Consider the following 15,424-nt stretch of genomic DNA (forward strand, 5'->3'; position numbering starts at 1 on the left):
GTTAAGCGTATGAGTACCCTATGAGTTTGTTCCGCATCTTCTATGTCAGCGACGCCGTGGGCGACGCGGGCGCCGGGCTTCTGCCCCTGATCGACATCATCGGGGCTTCGGATCGGAACAACCGGCGCGACCACGTGACCGGTTTCCTGCTGCGGCATCAGGACCGATTTTTCCAGCTGCTGGAAGGCGAGCGGGTTGATCTGGAGCGGTTGATGGGCCGGCTGGCGGCCGACCGCCGTCATCAGAATATTCGGATCCTGGTCGATACGCCGGTGGATCGGCGTCTCTTTCCGCAATGGGCCATGGCCCAGATCGACCCCCTGCCCAGTCTTGAACCGACCTTGGCCCGATTGGCCGGGACGCGGCCCCTGTCGGAAGTGGCCTTCGAAGTGGATCAGGTGATCGCCGACGCCCGTCTGGCCCTCGACGGGACGCGCTGACGGGGCCGCACGCGCCATTCCACCGCCCTCGCCGACGGTCTAGAGACGGGCATGGCCTTTTCTGACGATGAAGTGGAACGCTACGCCCGCCATCTGGTGCTGGCCGAGGTCGGAGGGCCGGGGCAGCAGGCGCTGAAGCGCGCCCGCGTCCTGGTCGTCGGCGCGGGCGGGGTCGGAGCGCCGGCCGCCCTCTATCTGGCGGCGGCGGGCGTCGGGACGTTGGGCCTGATCGACGACGACGTCGTGGCCCTGTCCAATCTTCAGCGTCAGATCCTTTTCGCCACCGCCGACGTGGGTCGGGCCAAGGTGGAGGCGGCGCGGGACCGATTGGCCGGCCTCAATCCGCATGTCGCGATCCAGACCTTCGCCGAACGTCTGACGCCCGAAAACGCAGCGCGCCTGATCGCCGACTTCGATCTGGTTCTGGACGGGACCGACGACTTCGCCACGCGCCATACGGTCAACGCCGCCTGTGTGGCGGCGGGCAAGCCCCTGGTCTCGGGCGCCCTGGGTCGGTGGAGCGGTCAGGTGGGGGTGTTTGCGGGTCGGCCCTGCTATCAGTGCCTGACGCCCGAGGTTCCGCCGGATGCGGAGACCTGCGCGCGCGTGGGGGTCGTCGGCGCCCTGGCGGGGGTGATCGGTTCGATGGCCGCCCTGGAGACGATCAAATGGATCGTAGGCGCGGGTCAGAGCCTTCAGGGGCGGCTGCTGATCTATGACGGCCTGGCGGGAACGGCGCGAACGGTGCGGATCGCGCCTGATCCCGCATGCCCGGTTTGCGGCGGCTGATTTGTCCGACTCAGGCGGCGGTTTCGAACCGCACGTCGTCCAGGGCCAACTCGGGCAGGGGAGCGGCGAAGCCCAGGGCAGGATTGCTGAGCACCGTCACCAGCCGCTCGCCGCAATAGAGGCAAAGAGTTTCGAATCCCGGCCAAGTCGCCGCCACATCGGCCAGGGCCCGGTCGGCGGCGCGATCGTCCTCGGCCTTCAGAACGCAGATGTCACGCACCGGAACACCCGGCAGGTTGACGATACAATAGTAGGAGTCCAACGCACGCTTCCCTTACAGGCCGCCGAAACGATCCCTGATCGCGGCGGTTCCTCCAGTGATCGGCGTTTTCGACAGGGGTGTGAGGCCCCCCCGACAGTCCTGTGAAATCGCAGGTCCTAAAGCATCGCCGGAATGACCCGGTCGGGCGGGCGATGGCCGTTCTGGAAGGTCATGACATTGGCGATGACCCGGTCGCCCATGTCCTGGCGCGCCTCCAGCGTCGCCGAACCGAGGTGGGGCAGGAGGACGACGTTGGGATGGCCCATCAGGCCCGGATGGATGGCCGGCTCATGTTCGAATACATCCAGGCCCACGCCGGCGATCGCCCGCGCCGCCACCGCCTGGGCCAGAGCCGCCTCTTCGATCAGTTCGCCGCGCGCGGTGTTGATCAGGATGGCATGGGGCTGCAGCCGCGCCAGGCGTTCGGCCGACAGAAGATGATGGGTCTCCCGTGTGGCTGGACAGTTCAAGGAGACGATGTCCATCCGCGCCAGCATCTGGTCCAGGTCGTCCCAATAGGTGGCGCCCAGCTCCTCGGCGATCAGGTCCGAGACGGGCTTGCGATTGTGATAATGCACCTGCAGGCCGAAGGCCTTGGCGCGACGGGCCAGGGCCTGGCCGATCCGGCCCATGCCGACGATCCCCAGCCGCTTGCCCCACAGCTTGCGCCCGCACATCCAGGTCGGGGTCCAGCCCTCGAAACGGCCTTCGGCCACCACCTGGGCCCCTTCGACGATGCGGCGGCTGACGGCCAGGATCAGGCTCATGGCCAGGTCGGCCGTATCCTCGGTCAGGACGCCGGGCGTATTGGTGACGATGATGCCGCGCGCCACGGCCGCCTCGACGTCGATATGGTCGACCCCGGCGCCGAAGTTGGCGATCATCTTCAGCTGTTCGCCGGCGCCGTTGATCAGGTCTGCGTCAATGAGGTCGGTGATGGTGGGCGCCAGGACCTCCGCCCGCTGAACCGCCGCCTCCAGCGCCGCCCGGTCCATCGGCTGGTCCTTAAGGTTCAGCTCGGCGTCGAACAGTTCGCGCATCCGCGTTTCGACCGCGTCCGGCAGGCGTCTGGTTAATACGACCTTAAGCTTGCGAACGGACATTGCGGGCCTTGGTTAGCGGGCGATGGTTCAGGATCGAAGCCCGCGCGACGGGTCGTTCCAACTGTGTCTAGCAAAGCCGCCGCCATCTTCCAAAGCCTGCGACGCCGCACCGCCGTCGCCCTGGCCGTTCTGGGCCTGGGGGTGATGGCCGGCGCCGGCGCGACCATGCCCGATGGGCGCCCCACCCCGACGGGGCTGGAGGTGCCGCGCTGGATCTCGCTGAAGTCCTCCCACGTCCGCGCCCGCCAGGGGCCGGGGCTGGATTATCCGATCCTGTGGGAGTATCGCGCCGCCGGCCTGCCGGTCCAGGTGATCGCCGAGACGACCGAATGGCGAAAGATCTGCGATCCGGACGGGGCCGTGGCCTGGATTCACCGCACCGTCTCTTCCGGCCGCCGCTATGTCTTCAACACCTCGGCCGAAGAGGTGATGATCCACGCCGGCAAGTCCCAGGCCTCGGCGGTCCGTGCGCGCCTGTCGCCCCGGTCCCTGGTGTCGCTGGACGAATGTGAGGACGGCTGGTGCCGGGTGCGGGCGCGCCGCCTGCGCGGCTGGATTCAGGAAAGGGCCGTCTTCGGCGTCCAGCAACGCGCGCTATGCAACGCCAACCGGCCTGCGGGAACCGGTCGAGGCTGAAGGGTCGATGACCGCCGCTGTTGAGCGAAGCGGCGCGGTCGTGTAACCCGCAGGCAACAGCAGACCTGACGGAATCGCCTTGACCCAGTCCCAATATCCCTCGTCCTTCGATCACGAGGCCCTTCTCGCCTCCGGGCGCGGCGAACTGTTCGGTCCCGGCAACGCCCAACTGCCTGCGCCGCCTATGCTGATGTTCGATCGGATCACCCAGATCACGGCCGACGGCGGCGCCCACGGCAAGGGCTATGTGGAGGCCGAGCTGGATATCCATCCCGACCTCTGGTTTTTCCAGTGTCACTTCATCGGCGATCCGGTCATGCCCGGCTGCCTGGGTCTGGACGCCATGTGGCAGCTGGTCGGCTTCTATCTGGGCTGGATCGGCGGGCCCGGCCGCGGCCGAGCGCTCGGCGTCGGCGAAGTCAAGTTCACCGGCCAGGTGACGCCGGACATCAAGAAGGTCGTGTACAAGATCGACCTGAAACGGGTGATCAATCGCAAACTGGTCATGGGCATAGCCGACGGCGTGCTGGAGGCCGACGGCGAGGTCATCTACACCTGCAATGACATGCGGGTGGGACTCTTCGGCGCCGCCAAGGACGAGCAGGCGGGCGCCTGAACACCTATATAACCGCGGACAGCGCGGAAGACCCCCAGGGTCGAGAAGCTAGAGTAAGGAAACACCATGCGTCGTGTCGTCGTCACCGGCCTGGGCATCGTCTCTTCCATCGGCCACGGCGCCGAAGAGGTGACCCAGTCCCTGCGCGAAGCCCGTTCGGGCGTCGTCCATGCGCCTGATCACGCCAAATACGGCTTCCGCAGCCAGGTCTGGGCCCCGCCCAAGATCGGCCCGTGGGAGGAACTGGTGGACCGCCGCGCCGCCCGCTTCCTGGCCAACGGCACGGCCTGGGGCCATATCGCCTTCGAAGAGGCGCTGAAGTCGTCGGGCATGACGGCCGAGGAAATCCGGGACGACCGCATCGGCCTGATCGTCGGCGAGGGCGGCCCCTCGACCCAGGTCATTCTTCAGGCCGCCGCCACCACGGTGGAAAAGACCTCGCCCAAGCGGATCGGACCGTTCGCCGTGCCCAAGGCCATGGCCTCAGGCCCCTCGGCCGTGCTGTCGACCTGGTTCCAGATGCGCGGCGTCAACTATTCGATCAGCTCAGCCTGCGCGACCTCCGCCCACTGCATCGGCGCCGGGGTCGAACAGATCCAGTGGGGCAAGCAGGACGTGGTCTTCGCCGGCGGCTGCGAGGACATCGACTGGTCCATGTCGAACATGTTCGACGCCATGGGCGCCATGTCGTCGAACTTCAACGAGACCCCCTCGGTCGCCTCGCGCGCCTATGACGTCAACCGCGACGGCTTCGTCATCGCCGGCGGCGCCGGCATAGTGGTGCTGGAGGAATACGAGCGGGCCAAGGCGCGCGGCGCGACCATCTATGCCGAGGTCACCGGCTATGGCGCCAATTCCGACGGTTATGACATGGTCGCCCCCTCGGGCGAGGGTGCCCAGCGCTGCATGAAGATCGCGCTGGAACAGGCCGGCAATCCGAAGATCGACTATCTGAACCCGCACGGCACCTCGACCCCGGTCGGGGATTCGAAGGAAATGGAGGCCGTGCGCGCCGTCTTCGGCGATCAGATGCCGATGATCTCCTCAACCAAGTCCCTGACGGGCCACTCGCTCGGCGCGGCGGGCGCTCAAGAGGCCATCTACTGCCTCTTGATGATGCAGAACGGTTTCGCCGCCGAGAGCGCCCATATCGAGACCCTTGATCCGGCCTTCGAGGGCATGCCGATCCTGCGTCAGCGCCACGAGGGCGAGCTGACCCACGTCATGTCCAACAGCTTCGGCTTCGGCGGCACCAACGGGACCCTGATCCTGTCCAAGGTGTGAGACGCGCAGGGGCGACCCTCCGACCCTAGGTAGTGTCCCTCGGCCCGGCGAAAGCCGCGGTTAGGGAATCCCGTGCATGCTGCAGGCCGGGAGAAACACAAGAATGCACGCGCGTTACGCACGGATCGCCGAGGCCAGGCAACGCGAGATTAAGGTCAGGGTCGGCTTCGCCGTCTTCATCGCCTGCACCGTCTGGGCGCTAGCGCCATCGAAATGGCCGGCGATCTGGCTGGCGCTGGTCTTCGCCGGACAGTCGGCCGACTGGATCGTCTTCGGCGCCATCCGCAGGCTGGGAGGGGGAACGCCCTCGCGGGGGCTCAGGATCGCCGCCTGCATCAGCCTGTTCGTCAACAGCGTCTTCTATTCCGCCATCGCCGCCTATCTGTGGGCGGACGGGGGTGGGTCCCAGATGGTGTTCGGCAGCATCCTAATCGCAGGGGCGCTGCTTCATGTGACCATACACCTCTATCATGAGCGTGAAATCCTCATCAGCGCCGCCACGCCGCCCGTCGTTTATTTTCTGGCCCTGCCCGTCATCCACGGCTATGTCCTGGGCCAGCCTACCGATCTTCTCGTGGCCGTGGGTTGCGTCCTGTACATGACCCATCTGCTGGTCGCGGTGCGGCAGAGTTCACAGACCAACCGCGCCATTCAGATCGCCAACGACCGCGCTCAGGAGGAGCGCCGCAGGGCCGAGGTGGCCAGCGCCGCCAAATCCGACTTCCTCGCCGTGGTCAGCCACGAAATCCGCACCCCCATGAATGCGGTGGTCACTTCGGCCAATCTGTTGGAACGGTCCCAGCTCGATCCGGCGCAGAAAGAGCACGTGGTGATGCTCAAGGACGCCAGCGAGGTTCTGATCGGCCTGTTGAACGACGTTCTCGACTTTTCGAAGATCGAGGCCGGAAAGATGGAGCTGGAAGAGGCGCCCGTCGATCTGGTGGACAAGCTGAAGGCTCTCGAGCGGATGTGGGCGCCCAAGGCGCAGGCCGCCGGCGTCGCCTTTGAGGTCTCCCTGCCTGACGATCTGCCGCGCCACGTGCGGACCGATCCGCTGCGGCTGCAACAGATCCTGTTCAATCTCGTCTCGAACGCCGTCAAGTTCACGGCGACGGGACGGATCGAGGTCCGCGCCCGCTGGAACGCCGCCCTGGGCCGGTTGACCGTCGCGGTGACCGATACCGGATGCGGTATTCCCGACGACCGCCTGCCCTATGTCTTCGACGTGTTCGAACAGGTCGACGCGGGGGTGACGCGCCGGCACGGGGGCTCAGGCCTCGGCCTGGCCATCACCTGCAAACTGGCCCAGCTGATGGGCGGGTCCGTGTCGGTCGAAAGTCGATTGGGAGAAGGCTCGATCTTCACGGTCGATCTGCCGATGGGGATCGCCGCCGCCCCCTCGGCGACCCTGGCGGTCAGCGCACCCTCGACCTTCGCACACGGGCTGGACATTCTGGCGGTGGACGATCACCCCGTGAATCGTCGGATCGTGACCCTGCTGCTCGAGCCCATGGGGTGTGTCCTGACCTTCGCCGAAAACGGTCAGGAGGCTGTGGAGGCGGCGGCCCTGCGCCGGTTCGACGCCATTCTGATGGACATGCAGATGCCGGTTATGGACGGATTGACGGCGACGCGGGCCATTCGCTCGGACGGGCCCAATGCCGGCACGCCGGTCATCGCCCTGACGGCCAACGCCCTGGAGACCCATCGCGCGGCTTGGGCGACGGTGGGGGTGGACGACTTCGTCACCAAGCCGATCGACCCGGCGCGCCTCGCCTCGGCGCTGGAGGCGGCCGTGCGAGGCGAGGCCGCCTTGGCCGCGACGGCCTGAGCGGCGCGCAATCGGATCAGCGCGCCGGGGCGGCGCCGTCTCCGACAAGGCCGGCCTGAGGCCGTGGTCCCGCCTTCAGGTGAGCCCTACCGCCCCGTCGATCCGAACCCCCCCGCGCCCCGCGCGGTGTCGTCCAGGGTCTCGACTTCGATCCAGTCCGCCCGTTCGTGTTTGGCGATCACCAGCTGGGCGATGCGTTCGCCCCGGCGAATGACGAAGTCTTCATCGCCGATATTGGCCAGGATGACGCCGCACTCGCCGCGATAGTCGCTGTCGATCGTGCCCGGCGCATTGGGGCAGATGATCCCGTGCTTCAGGGCCAGGCCCGAGCGGGCGCGGACCTGGGCCTCATAGCCCATGGGCAGGGCGATCTTCAGCCCCGTGGGCACCAGGGCGCGCCGGCCCGGCGCCAGGGTCAGGGGCTGATCCTCGGGCACGGCGGCGCGCAGGTCCATGCCCGCCGACCCGGCCGTCTCATAGGCGGGCAGGGGCAGGCCCTCTGCGTGGGGCAGGCGCAGGATCTGAACGGAGACGGCGTCGGTCATTGGGCGCTCTTGAAGTGGTCGGCGATACGGTCGGCCAGGGCGGCGGCGACGGCGGTCTTGGATTGGCGGGGCCAGGCCTCGGCGCCCTTGGCCGTGACCAGCAGAACGGCGTTGCCGTCGGATCCGAACACCTCGTCCGAGACGTCGTTACCGACGATCCAGTCGCAGCCCTTCCTCGACAATTTGGCGCGGGCGTTGGCCTCGAGATCGGTGGTCTCGGCGGCGAAGCCGATGACCAGGGCGGGCCGGTTCGGTCCCGGCGCGGCGACCCCGGCCAGAATGTCCGGGTTCTCGATCAGGGCCAGGGTCGGCGGCCCGCCCGGCCCCTTCTTGATCTTGCCCCCGGCGACGGTGTCCACCCGCCAGTCGGCCACGGCGGCCGACAGAACGGCGATGTCGGCCGGCAGGGCGGCTTGCGTCGCCGACTGCATCTCCAGGGCGCTTTCCACCTCGATCCGAGTGACGCCGGGCGGAGCGGACAGGGCCGTGGGGCCGGACACCAGCGTCACCTCCGCCCCCCGCTGGGCCAGGGCGGCGGCGACGGCGTAGCCCTGTTTGCCGCTGGAGCGATTGGTCAGGCCGCGCACAGGGTCGATCGGTTCGAAGGTGGGGCCGGCCGTGACCACCGCCCTTCGTCCGGATAAAGGTCTGGGGCCCGTCAGCAGGTTCTGGATCGCCTCCACTATGGCCGCCGGCTCAGCCATTCGGCCGGGTCCATACTCGCCGCAGGCCATCTCGCCCGCGTCGGGCCCCACCACGGCCACGCCGTGGAAGCCGGGGAAGCTTTTCAGCCGTTCCATATTGGCCTGGACCGCCGGATGCTCCCACATCCGCACATTCATGGCCGGCGCCAGCAGCACCCGCTTGTCCGTGGCGATCAATGTGGTGGAGGCCAGGTCGTCGGCGATTCCATTGGCCGCCTTGGCGATCAGCCCGGCCGTCGCCGGCGCCACGACGATCAGATCGGCCCAGCGCGACAGCTCGATATGGCCCATGCTGGTCTCGTCGTCCGGATGGAACAGGCCGGACCGCACCGGATGGCCGCTGAGCGCCGCCAGGGACAGGGGGGTGACGAACTCGGCCCCCGCTTCGGTCAGGATCACCCGGGTTTCGCCGCCCGCCTTGGCGATCAGACGCACCAGCTCCAGCGCCTTATAGGCCGCTATGCCGCCGCCGACGATCAGCAGCACCTTTCGGTCGGTAAGCGCGCGCATGTCCATGGCCCCGCTCTAGCGGTCTCAGGCGACGGCGTCGAGACGATCGAAAAAGAACATTGTGCGAACAATCGAGTTGTGCTTACGTCGCCTTCAGCGGGTATCGGAGGGGAAAATGATCGCGCTGAGGATGAGAGGGGCCGTTTCGGTCTCGTTTGGCTTGATGCTGTGCGGCCTCATGGGTCTGGCGGGCTGCGACAACAGTTCGGCGGTGCAGACGCGCGATCGAACGGCGTCGGCGCCCGTCGGGGCCGGCGATCCGTCGTCCGCGCCGGTCGAGGCGACTGCGGCGGAAACGGCCAAGCCGGTTTTGACCGCCAGCCGCCGGGAAACGGTGGACGCCAAGATCGCCCGCCTCTATGCGCGCAACGGCGCCGATTTCGGCGCGGCCTCGGCCGAAGCCTATCTGGACAAGGTGACCGCCTTCACCACCCGGCCGCCCGGCGACGCCGAGACGGTGAAACGGCCGAACGGCGACACCCTGATCTATCAGGCCTCGACCAACACCTTCGCCGTGGTGGCCAAGGACGGCACGCCCCGCACCATGTTCAAACCGACCACCGGGGCCGACTATTGGGCCGAGCAGAAGGCGGCGGCCCCGACCTTCGGTCAGAGGCGGAGATCGACGCAGGAGGCCGGCTGATATAGAGGGCGGGGTTCCCTGCCGCTCTTCCGGACCTCGCCCATGGCCGACGCCCCCTCTGCCGCGCCCCCGCTCAAGACCGCCCTGATCTATGATTTCGACGGCACCCTGGCGCGCGGCAACATGCAGGAGGTCAGCTTCATCCCCTCGGTGGGCATGGACGTCGGCGCCTTCTGGGGCGAGGCCGAGGCCCTGACCAAGGACGCCGACGGCGACGGCATACTGATGTACATGCAGCTGATGCTGCACCATGCGCGCCAGAACGGCGCCCCGGTGACGCGCGAGACCCTGCGTCGCCACGGCGAGGCGGTGGCCCTGTTCGAAGGTCTGAAGGACCTCAGCTGGTTCGACCGGATGAACGCCTTCGGCGCCCGATACGGGCTGGAGATCGAACACTATATCGTCTCGGCCGGGCTGGAGGAGATGATCGACGGCACGCCGATCCGGCCCGCCCTGACCCACGTCTTCGCCTCCCACTATGTCTATGACGAAAAGGGCGAGGCGGCCTGGCCGGCGGTCGGCGTCAACTACACCACCAAGACCCAGTATCTGTTCCGCATCAACAAGGGGGTGAAGAACCACTGGGAGCACGAGCGGATCAACCACTTCATCCCCGACGACCAGCGGCCGGTCCCCTTCGACCGGATGATCTTCATCGGCGACGGCGACACGGACGTGCCGACCATGAAGATGATGCACACCAAGGGCGGCTTTTCGATCGCCGTCTATGACCCGCGCTCGAACGAGAAGGACCAGAAGAAGGTCTATTCCCTGATCTCGGAGGATCGGGTCAATTTCGTCGCCGCCGCCGACTATCGCGAGGGCTCGGCCCTGGACCTGATCGTCAAGGGGCTGATCGGCCGGATCGCCATCAACGCCGGGGCCATGCCGGCGGGGATGTAGGCCTAGCGGCCCCCGGCCCTCACCCAGGCGTCGCGCGCCCCGGCCAGCCGGGCGGGCGCCAGGCCGCGCAGGGATTTGGCGCCCGTCTGTTTCAGACCCGCCTCCTGCCCCTTTTGCCAGACCAGGGTCGCCTCATAGGCCAGGCCCTCGGCCACATCGATCACCACCACCTGGGCCGGCAGGGCCGCGCTGCGGTCCAGCCTCAGCCGCATTCCCGTGTCCGACAGATCGACGATGACGCAGACCGTCTCCAGCCCCGCCGCGCTGACCACGCCGCGCGCATTGACGGTGCGACGAGCCTCGCCGCGTCGATCGGCGGGCAGGGCGGGCTTGGATCCGAACAGACGCATGGGGAAACTCGGCCTTGGAAACACTGCCGTCCTGCAACGCGCGCCGACGACAAAGGCGCCGGGCGGCCTGACCTCAGTACGGGGTCTTGGGGCGGGTTCTCAGTGCTGGTTCTGCGGCAAGCGCACGACCAGGCCGTCCAGCGCCTCCGACACCCGGATCTGGCACGACAGCCGGCTGTTGGGCTCGACCTCCTCGGCGAAGTCCAGCATCGACTCCTCCATGGCCGAGGGTTTGCCCGTCGCCTCGCGCCAGGCCTCGTCGACATAGACATGGCAGGTGGCGCAGGCGCAGGCCCCGCCGCAATCCGCATCAATCCCCGGCACATTGTTCCGGATCGCGCCCTCCATGACGGACAGCCCCGGTTTCACGTCGACCACGTGCTCGGTTCCGTCATGCTCGATATAGGTGATGCTGGCCATGCGCCGCTCATATCAAGCCGGGGCGATGGTGCAAGGGAGTATGGAAAGGGGCAGGACCTTTGAAGCGGAGTGCATGAGACGGAACCTCACGCATAGCGGCGGGTCGAAGCGTTCGCTTTCGGCGCGAACGCGGGGACAATGTACCCTACAGCAGGCTCTCTTAACGCGGGGAAAGTCTCAAGATTAGCTCGACGGTATTCTGTCGAGCAGCGCGGTGGGTGCGATTTCCACCTAAGGTCGACATCCGGCTTGAAACTTTTTCCTCGACAATACTGTAGTGAACCGAAGCCAGATCTCGAAGATCGTCGCCTGAAATACCGGTCGACGCTCCGTTAGCCGGAAATGTTACAATCGCATCCGCCCCTACCGAAGCTAGTTCGGCGAACAGCGATGAGAATGCGGAAGGCGCTTTCGTGGGAATGCTGAAGTCGGATGCCGGACGTTCGGAAGGAGCTGGATACCGACCGCTTCCCGACACGTCACCGACCGTGCCCCGCGCTAGGCTTTCAAGCACATGATAAAAGCGGCTGTAGTGCACGCTTGAATAGGGTGGATCTAGGAAGGCGAGCCAACCCTCGGAGAGCTTTCGAGAATGCGCAGCAGCCGGGCCAATGGAACTTTGTCCCAAAGTTAGAGCATACCGCTGTCCCAGCTCGGACGCTACACGGCTCACCGAGCTCAACGGGTCCTTTCGCCATGCTTCGCGAAGAAAGGGGCCTGCCGTCTCGTTGGCTTTAAACGGTTGAGCGGTGTGTCCCGGTGCCGCTGCACAGGTGCTTGCGGCTGAGATAAGTGCACCCAGGCCGACCTTTGATAAGTCGGCCTGCGGGGGCAAAGAGGCTCGTAGCCCGTCTAGGATAAGCGCTTGAGCAGGCGAAAAATACCAGCCGCCGTAGGCCCTGCAAAAGGGTCGCTCATGGGTACGACACAGCTCTCGGCTTTCATCTGCAAGGCCGCCAATGTCGCCGGTGGCCAGACGCGACTGAATCCTTATCGCCTCTTTCCAAGAACTTGATCGTTCTGCGAACATGCGAGCTTCAGAAAACCAGCCGTCGATCCAATTGTCGGAATCAACTGCTGACACCCGCCCGACAACGCTGTCTGCAAGCGCAACGGCGAACTTCTGGAGGTCACCAGCCAGAACTGGCACAGAAAATCGCTCGGCAACATGGCAGGCAACGGTTCCCGACCCTGTAAAAAGATCGGCAAATCCTACTGCTTTTGGGGCGCTAGAGGCGATTACTTCCCCGAGGCCGTTCAAGAGCATGGACCGTTTTGAGCCCATGTACTTCAAGCGGTTAAACTCCACAATCCGATGCGCTCTGCCTCTGACACAATTGGCATTCGCTTCGCCGCCCTGCTTAGCCAGCCTCCCGAACCGACACCGGCCTTGAGGTCCATAAAATCGACGAGCTCGTACTCGACGTCGAGCCAAAGGTCACCCAAGAAATCGAGAGGCGCAGCTGATGGCCAAAATCCTCTGGCCACCGCTATGTCATCCAGCCAGGGACGTAGGGCACCTTCTGCGACAGGAAGACCCGCATCAACCATGTTTGAATGCGTAAATGCCGTTGCGAGGCGCAACAGAAGCAGTGCCCGAGAAAGCATTTCCGTCGGGCCCGCTTGTGGTCCTGATCTCAACGCTAAGGAGATTATGAGCGGGCGATCATCAACTTCCGGGATCGCCAAGAAGGCTTTCGGAACGATAGCCTGGATTTGAGCTGGGAGGCGTTCGTATTCCTTTCCAATTTGGCCCGCGAGATAGTCAATTCCATCGTGAGCTAAATTGTGGAGGCTCTGAAGTAGACGGCGAATTAGGTACGCATCAACGCGGTCAAACTGACTTGCCCCGGCCGGTTGGAACAGATCCCAAAAATTATCGACGAAATCGATGTGCTCTTCGGGTGCATTCGGAAGACTGTTGAGGGCGGTCGGATAGTAGCTTGATCGGTTGCGAGACAGCTTGTCATCGCGGCCTTGCTTGAGGTCCGCACCCCAACTGGCGATCAGACCAGACGCGACAGCTTCCGGCGCATATCCGGGCCAAATTTCCTTCAGAATGTCATGGAGCGACGCGCCTTGTATCCGGACCAGTTGAAGGAAAGACGCTGCCAAAACCGGGTTGGCACTCCAAGTCTCCAAGGAGTCCCAGACTGCCGTGTGCGTCCCTTCGCCTCGTTTCGCGGGAGGCGAGCCATCCGCCTTAGGCTCGAGCGGAATGATCGCTCCCTCAGCATCAACGGCGAAGTTGATGCCGTCAACTACACCGACACCCAAATTTGCGAGAAGGCTGAGCGCTGCTCTCAACTGAGCATAATAAGCGAGGTGGCGTGCAGCGTGGGGGTCGCCCGATAGCAGCGCGGATAACGATCTGGAAACATATGACCAGCCGTCCATGCAGTGGTTTGGTGCCGACGCTGCTAAGATTTTGATGATCTGATCAGGGGCCAAGGCCTGAAACTCGGGCCAACGCTTGGGCAGCGCACCGTCGTAACCGGGTTTGGTCGGATCCAGCCATTGCGTAATCGGTTTGCCGCCGAACTGGGCCATCGCCGCCATAACATGAGCGCGATCAGCCAAGGCGAGCGAAGCTGCAGATATTGAGCTCACTAGCTATTCCAGTTCGCTCAAAACGACGGAAGCAATCACAGCGATTGGGCCCTCGCTTTGTGCAAGCGTCTCTAGGGTGTCATTCCTGAGCGCGACATAACCTCCGCTACCTCGATAGATCCGCTTCTGATCCTTTTGCTCCTTTTCTAATCCTGGTCCGTCAAACGATCTCCAGTCTGCGCTTGCGAGTTCGTTGGCCAGACTGACCATGTAGCCGTGGAAATGTGCCTTCTGGATTGAACCCAGTGCCTCGGTAACGTCATCAAGGCTAGTTTCCGGGTTTTCGACCCGTGACTCTCGCCAAACGTCCAACCTCCAATCGGAGGCCTTTCGGAAAAAGATCTCGTTCGCGACGCCGAGCAGCGCGCGTATACCCATGTCTTGGTTCAGAAGATTTCGCCGATCAGCCAAGGCCTTTTCAGCGTCGCCAAATGCACGGATCCACGCGTGTTTTGTTTCGCCCTCTTTAACCTCAGCTATGAACAGCCGCCCAAGTTCGATCACGAACGCTGCTTGTTGTGCGCGAGACCATTCAAGAGGTTCATCTGCTGGCAAGATAGGAGCGCTAAACAGCCCCCTTCGACCGGTGCCTCTCCCGGTTGCCATCAGCGTCGCGAGCAATGCTCTAATCCAAGCGGCCTGGCTAACCGTGCCTGCGCCCTTCTCGCCAAGCATGTTGATGCGGTCCATCCAAGGACTGGCAGGGTGGGACTGGAGTATTGAGGTTAGCTCTTGGGCACGCGCTTCTCGATAAACCGTGAGTTCACCGACACGATCAAGCCAATCCTCCCCTCGCAAGAGCGGATAAAGATCGAAGGCGTGGCTGGGGTTGATCCGCTTCGGCGATACGTTGATCGACCAGAATAGGTACGCTTGCCACGCGATGTCCAAGCCGACAAAGGCGACCACTGGAAATGAGAAGTCGTCGGGAATTTCTTGGTCACCAGTCGCGGGGTCGAATGCCCAAAGGCGATGTTGGCCATCGATTACTTCAAACGGCGCGAGACTGGTTTCTTCGTCGAGATCTGTCTGGTCTGGAATCTGAAGGAAGAAATTGCCGTTCTGTTCGGTCAACGCGACTGCATGTCGGTCCGCGAGTTTCCGCCCGCGGCGCTCATCATCTGGCCGGAGAATATTGACCACGATAGCAGTGGGTAGCCAACCGGGCTTCCGAAGTCCCAGCATGTCCGTGGTGCGCTGCGGTTCTTTCAGGTCACCGTAGGGATAGCCGAACTTCACGTATTCACGGATGCGAGCAGTCCGGGCTTCGTCTCGAGCTCGTTGGATACCCTCAGGACCACCATGATCATGGCTGCGCCGATACACGTCGCAGAGTTGCCTAAGCTGCGCGGCCGGCATCGCGAACATGAGCATGAACTGGTCCGGCTTGCGGCGGGGGGCGGCGTCTCCATAAGGAAACGTGTCCCACTGTTCCAACCATTGCTTAAAGCGGATAACCGGCACGCGCGCGGTTACCGTGTGCGGTTCTTTCATTGCTCCCCCTCAGACTAGCAAGCTTTTTAGCAGCACCCGCACGGGTTGCCACCCCATTAACTTTGACGACAAAGCGTGCTCAACGTCCAACGACACTACGCTGAATTTTTAGCCTTGGGGGCTCTTGTGAATGGCCGAATCTGGCGCAATCCCACCCTCACTCCTCCGCCGCCACATACACCCACGCCCCCACGCCCGCCTCCGTCGTCACGCGCACCCGGCGATAGGCCTCGCCCTCATAGGCGTCGGCGGCGGTCAGGTCGGCGGGGGTCAGGGGGTAGAGG

General features: G+C 64.6%; 18 protein-coding genes. 8 read left to right on the forward strand and 10 right to left on the reverse strand.

All coding sequences use genetic code 11. The features are described from left to right. Positions 1-20 precede the first annotated feature (20 nt). Both AC07XS_RS11735 and AC07XS_RS11740 read left to right on the forward strand, forming a co-directional pair. Positions 21-440: a BLUF domain-containing protein gene (locus AC07XS_RS11735; protein ID WP_182714538.1), complete on the forward strand. Its 420-nt coding sequence runs from the start codon at positions 21-23 to the stop codon at positions 438-440. 51 nt (positions 441-491) lie between these two features. Next, entirely contained in the window at positions 492-1,229 is a 738-nt protein-coding gene (locus tag AC07XS_RS11740; RefSeq protein ID WP_054764549.1) for a HesA/MoeB/ThiF family protein, read from the forward strand. Between the two features lie 10 nt (positions 1,230-1,239). On the opposite strand, the gene AC07XS_RS11745 is transcribed toward AC07XS_RS11740, so the two are convergent. After that, positions 1,240-1,491 (reverse strand): hypothetical protein, encoded by a 252-nt coding sequence (locus AC07XS_RS11745; protein WP_054764550.1) that lies wholly within the window; start codon positions 1,489-1,491, stop codon positions 1,240-1,242. Between the two features lie 116 nt (positions 1,492-1,607). Continuing rightward, complete coding sequence (locus AC07XS_RS11750; protein ID WP_054764551.1) at positions 1,608-2,594, reverse strand: 2-hydroxyacid dehydrogenase; 987 nt, start codon at positions 2,592-2,594, stop codon at positions 1,608-1,610. A 63-nt stretch (positions 2,595-2,657) separates the two neighbouring features. On the opposite strand from AC07XS_RS11750, the gene AC07XS_RS11755 reads away from it, so the two are divergent. The 4 genes from AC07XS_RS11755 (at position 2,658) to AC07XS_RS11770 (ending at position 6,961) form a co-directional block, all read left to right on the forward strand. Continuing rightward, positions 2,658-3,230, forward strand: coding sequence for an SH3 domain-containing protein (locus AC07XS_RS11755; RefSeq protein ID WP_224761158.1), 573 nt, complete (start codon positions 2,658-2,660; stop codon positions 3,228-3,230). A gap of 79 nt (positions 3,231-3,309) precedes the next feature. Then, entirely contained in the window at positions 3,310-3,846 is a 537-nt protein-coding gene (fabA, locus tag AC07XS_RS11760) for a 3-hydroxyacyl-[acyl-carrier-protein] dehydratase FabA (protein ID WP_152949363.1), read from the forward strand. 66 nt (positions 3,847-3,912) lie between these two features. Beyond that, positions 3,913-5,130, forward strand: coding sequence for a beta-ketoacyl-ACP synthase I (gene fabB, locus AC07XS_RS11765; RefSeq protein ID WP_152949364.1), 1,218 nt, complete (start codon positions 3,913-3,915; stop codon positions 5,128-5,130). Between the two features lie 103 nt (positions 5,131-5,233). Next, a complete protein-coding gene (locus AC07XS_RS11770) occupies positions 5,234-6,961 on the forward strand; it encodes an ATP-binding protein (protein ID WP_182714537.1) in 1,728 nt (575 codons plus the stop codon). Positions 6,962-7,047: 86 nt separating this feature from the next. On the opposite strand, the gene dut is transcribed toward AC07XS_RS11770, so the two are convergent. Together dut and coaBC are read right to left on the reverse strand one after the other, a co-directional pair. Continuing rightward, the gene (gene dut, locus AC07XS_RS11775) at positions 7,048-7,506 is read right to left on the reverse strand and encodes a dUTP diphosphatase (protein WP_182714536.1); all 459 of its coding nucleotides are present in this window, start codon (positions 7,504-7,506) and stop codon (positions 7,048-7,050) included. Further along, the gene (gene coaBC, locus AC07XS_RS11780) at positions 7,503-8,726 is read right to left on the reverse strand and encodes a bifunctional phosphopantothenoylcysteine decarboxylase/phosphopantothenate--cysteine ligase CoaBC (RefSeq protein WP_182714535.1); all 1,224 of its coding nucleotides are present in this window, start codon (positions 8,724-8,726) and stop codon (positions 7,503-7,505) included. Before coaBC ends, dut begins: the two co-directional genes overlap by 4 nt. A 109-nt stretch (positions 8,727-8,835) precedes the next feature. Here coaBC and AC07XS_RS11785 point away from each other — a divergent pair, with 109 nt between their 5' ends. Further along, complete coding sequence (locus AC07XS_RS11785) at positions 8,836-9,363, forward strand: hypothetical protein (protein WP_321208091.1); 528 nt, start codon at positions 8,836-8,838, stop codon at positions 9,361-9,363. Positions 9,364-9,405: 42 nt separating this feature from the next. Further along, positions 9,406-10,266, forward strand: coding sequence for a haloacid dehalogenase-like hydrolase (locus AC07XS_RS11790; protein ID WP_054764558.1), 861 nt, complete (start codon positions 9,406-9,408; stop codon positions 10,264-10,266). Between the two features lie 2 nt (positions 10,267-10,268). On the opposite strand, the gene AC07XS_RS11795 is transcribed toward AC07XS_RS11790, so the two are convergent. The 6 genes from AC07XS_RS11795 to AC07XS_RS11820 all read right to left on the reverse strand — a co-directional run bounded on the left by AC07XS_RS11795 (position 10,269) and on the right by AC07XS_RS11820 (position 15,414). Further along, positions 10,269-10,616, reverse strand: coding sequence for a PilZ domain-containing protein (locus tag AC07XS_RS11795; RefSeq protein WP_152949368.1), 348 nt, complete (start codon positions 10,614-10,616; stop codon positions 10,269-10,271). A gap of 99 nt (positions 10,617-10,715) precedes the next feature. Then, positions 10,716-11,036: a 2Fe-2S iron-sulfur cluster-binding protein gene (locus tag AC07XS_RS11800; RefSeq protein ID WP_054764560.1), complete on the reverse strand. Its 321-nt coding sequence runs from the start codon at positions 11,034-11,036 to the stop codon at positions 10,716-10,718. 160 nt (positions 11,037-11,196) lie between these two features. Then, entirely contained in the window at positions 11,197-12,330 is a 1,134-nt protein-coding gene (locus AC07XS_RS11805; RefSeq protein ID WP_156314144.1) for an adenine methyltransferase, read from the reverse strand. Then, the gene (locus AC07XS_RS11810) at positions 12,327-13,616 is read right to left on the reverse strand and encodes a hypothetical protein (protein WP_182714534.1); all 1,290 of its coding nucleotides are present in this window, start codon (positions 13,614-13,616) and stop codon (positions 12,327-12,329) included. The genes AC07XS_RS11805 and AC07XS_RS11810 overlap by 4 nt, the downstream gene beginning before the upstream one ends. Positions 13,617-13,649: 33 nt before the next feature. Then, a complete protein-coding gene (locus AC07XS_RS11815; protein WP_182714533.1) occupies positions 13,650-15,140 on the reverse strand; it encodes a DGQHR domain-containing protein in 1,491 nt (496 codons plus the stop codon). Positions 15,141-15,297: 157 nt separating this feature from the next. Then, positions 15,298-15,414 carry a hypothetical protein gene (locus AC07XS_RS11820; protein ID WP_494732672.1) on the reverse strand — a complete coding sequence of 39 codons (117 nt, stop codon included), beginning with the start codon at positions 15,412-15,414 and terminating at the stop codon, positions 15,298-15,300. Positions 15,415-15,424 lie beyond the last annotated feature (10 nt).

The organism is Brevundimonas sp. GW456-12-10-14-LB3 (genome assembly GCF_059424365.1).

Bases quoted from the DNA above. Each gene is read 5' to 3' on its own strand.
- AC07XS_RS11735 (WP_182714538.1), top strand. From the start codon at position 21: ATGAGTTTGTTCCGCATCTTCTATGTCAGCGACGCCGTGGGCGACGCG.
- AC07XS_RS11740 (WP_054764549.1), top strand. From the start codon at position 492: ATGGCCTTTTCTGACGATGAAGTGGAACGCTACGCCCGCCATCTGGTG.
- AC07XS_RS11750 (WP_054764551.1), bottom strand. From the start codon at position 2,594: ATGTCCGTTCGCAAGCTTAAGGTCGTATTAACCAGACGCCTGCCGGAC.
- fabB (WP_152949364.1), top strand. From the start codon at position 3,913: ATGCGTCGTGTCGTCGTCACCGGCCTGGGCATCGTCTCTTCCATCGGC.
- AC07XS_RS11770 (WP_182714537.1), top strand. From the start codon at position 5,234: ATGCACGCGCGTTACGCACGGATCGCCGAGGCCAGGCAACGCGAGATT.
- dut (WP_182714536.1), bottom strand. From the start codon at position 7,506: ATGACCGACGCCGTCTCCGTTCAGATCCTGCGCCTGCCCCACGCAGAG.
- coaBC (WP_182714535.1), bottom strand. From the start codon at position 8,726: ATGGACATGCGCGCGCTTACCGACCGAAAGGTGCTGCTGATCGTCGGC.
- AC07XS_RS11785 (WP_321208091.1), top strand. From the start codon at position 8,836: ATGATCGCGCTGAGGATGAGAGGGGCCGTTTCGGTCTCGTTTGGCTTG.
- AC07XS_RS11790 (WP_054764558.1), top strand. From the start codon at position 9,406: ATGGCCGACGCCCCCTCTGCCGCGCCCCCGCTCAAGACCGCCCTGATC.
- AC07XS_RS11795 (WP_152949368.1), bottom strand. From the start codon at position 10,616: ATGCGTCTGTTCGGATCCAAGCCCGCCCTGCCCGCCGATCGACGCGGC.
- AC07XS_RS11800 (WP_054764560.1), bottom strand. From the start codon at position 11,036: ATGGCCAGCATCACCTATATCGAGCATGACGGAACCGAGCACGTGGTC.
- AC07XS_RS11815 (WP_182714533.1), bottom strand. From the start codon at position 15,140: ATGAAAGAACCGCACACGGTAACCGCGCGCGTGCCGGTTATCCGCTTT.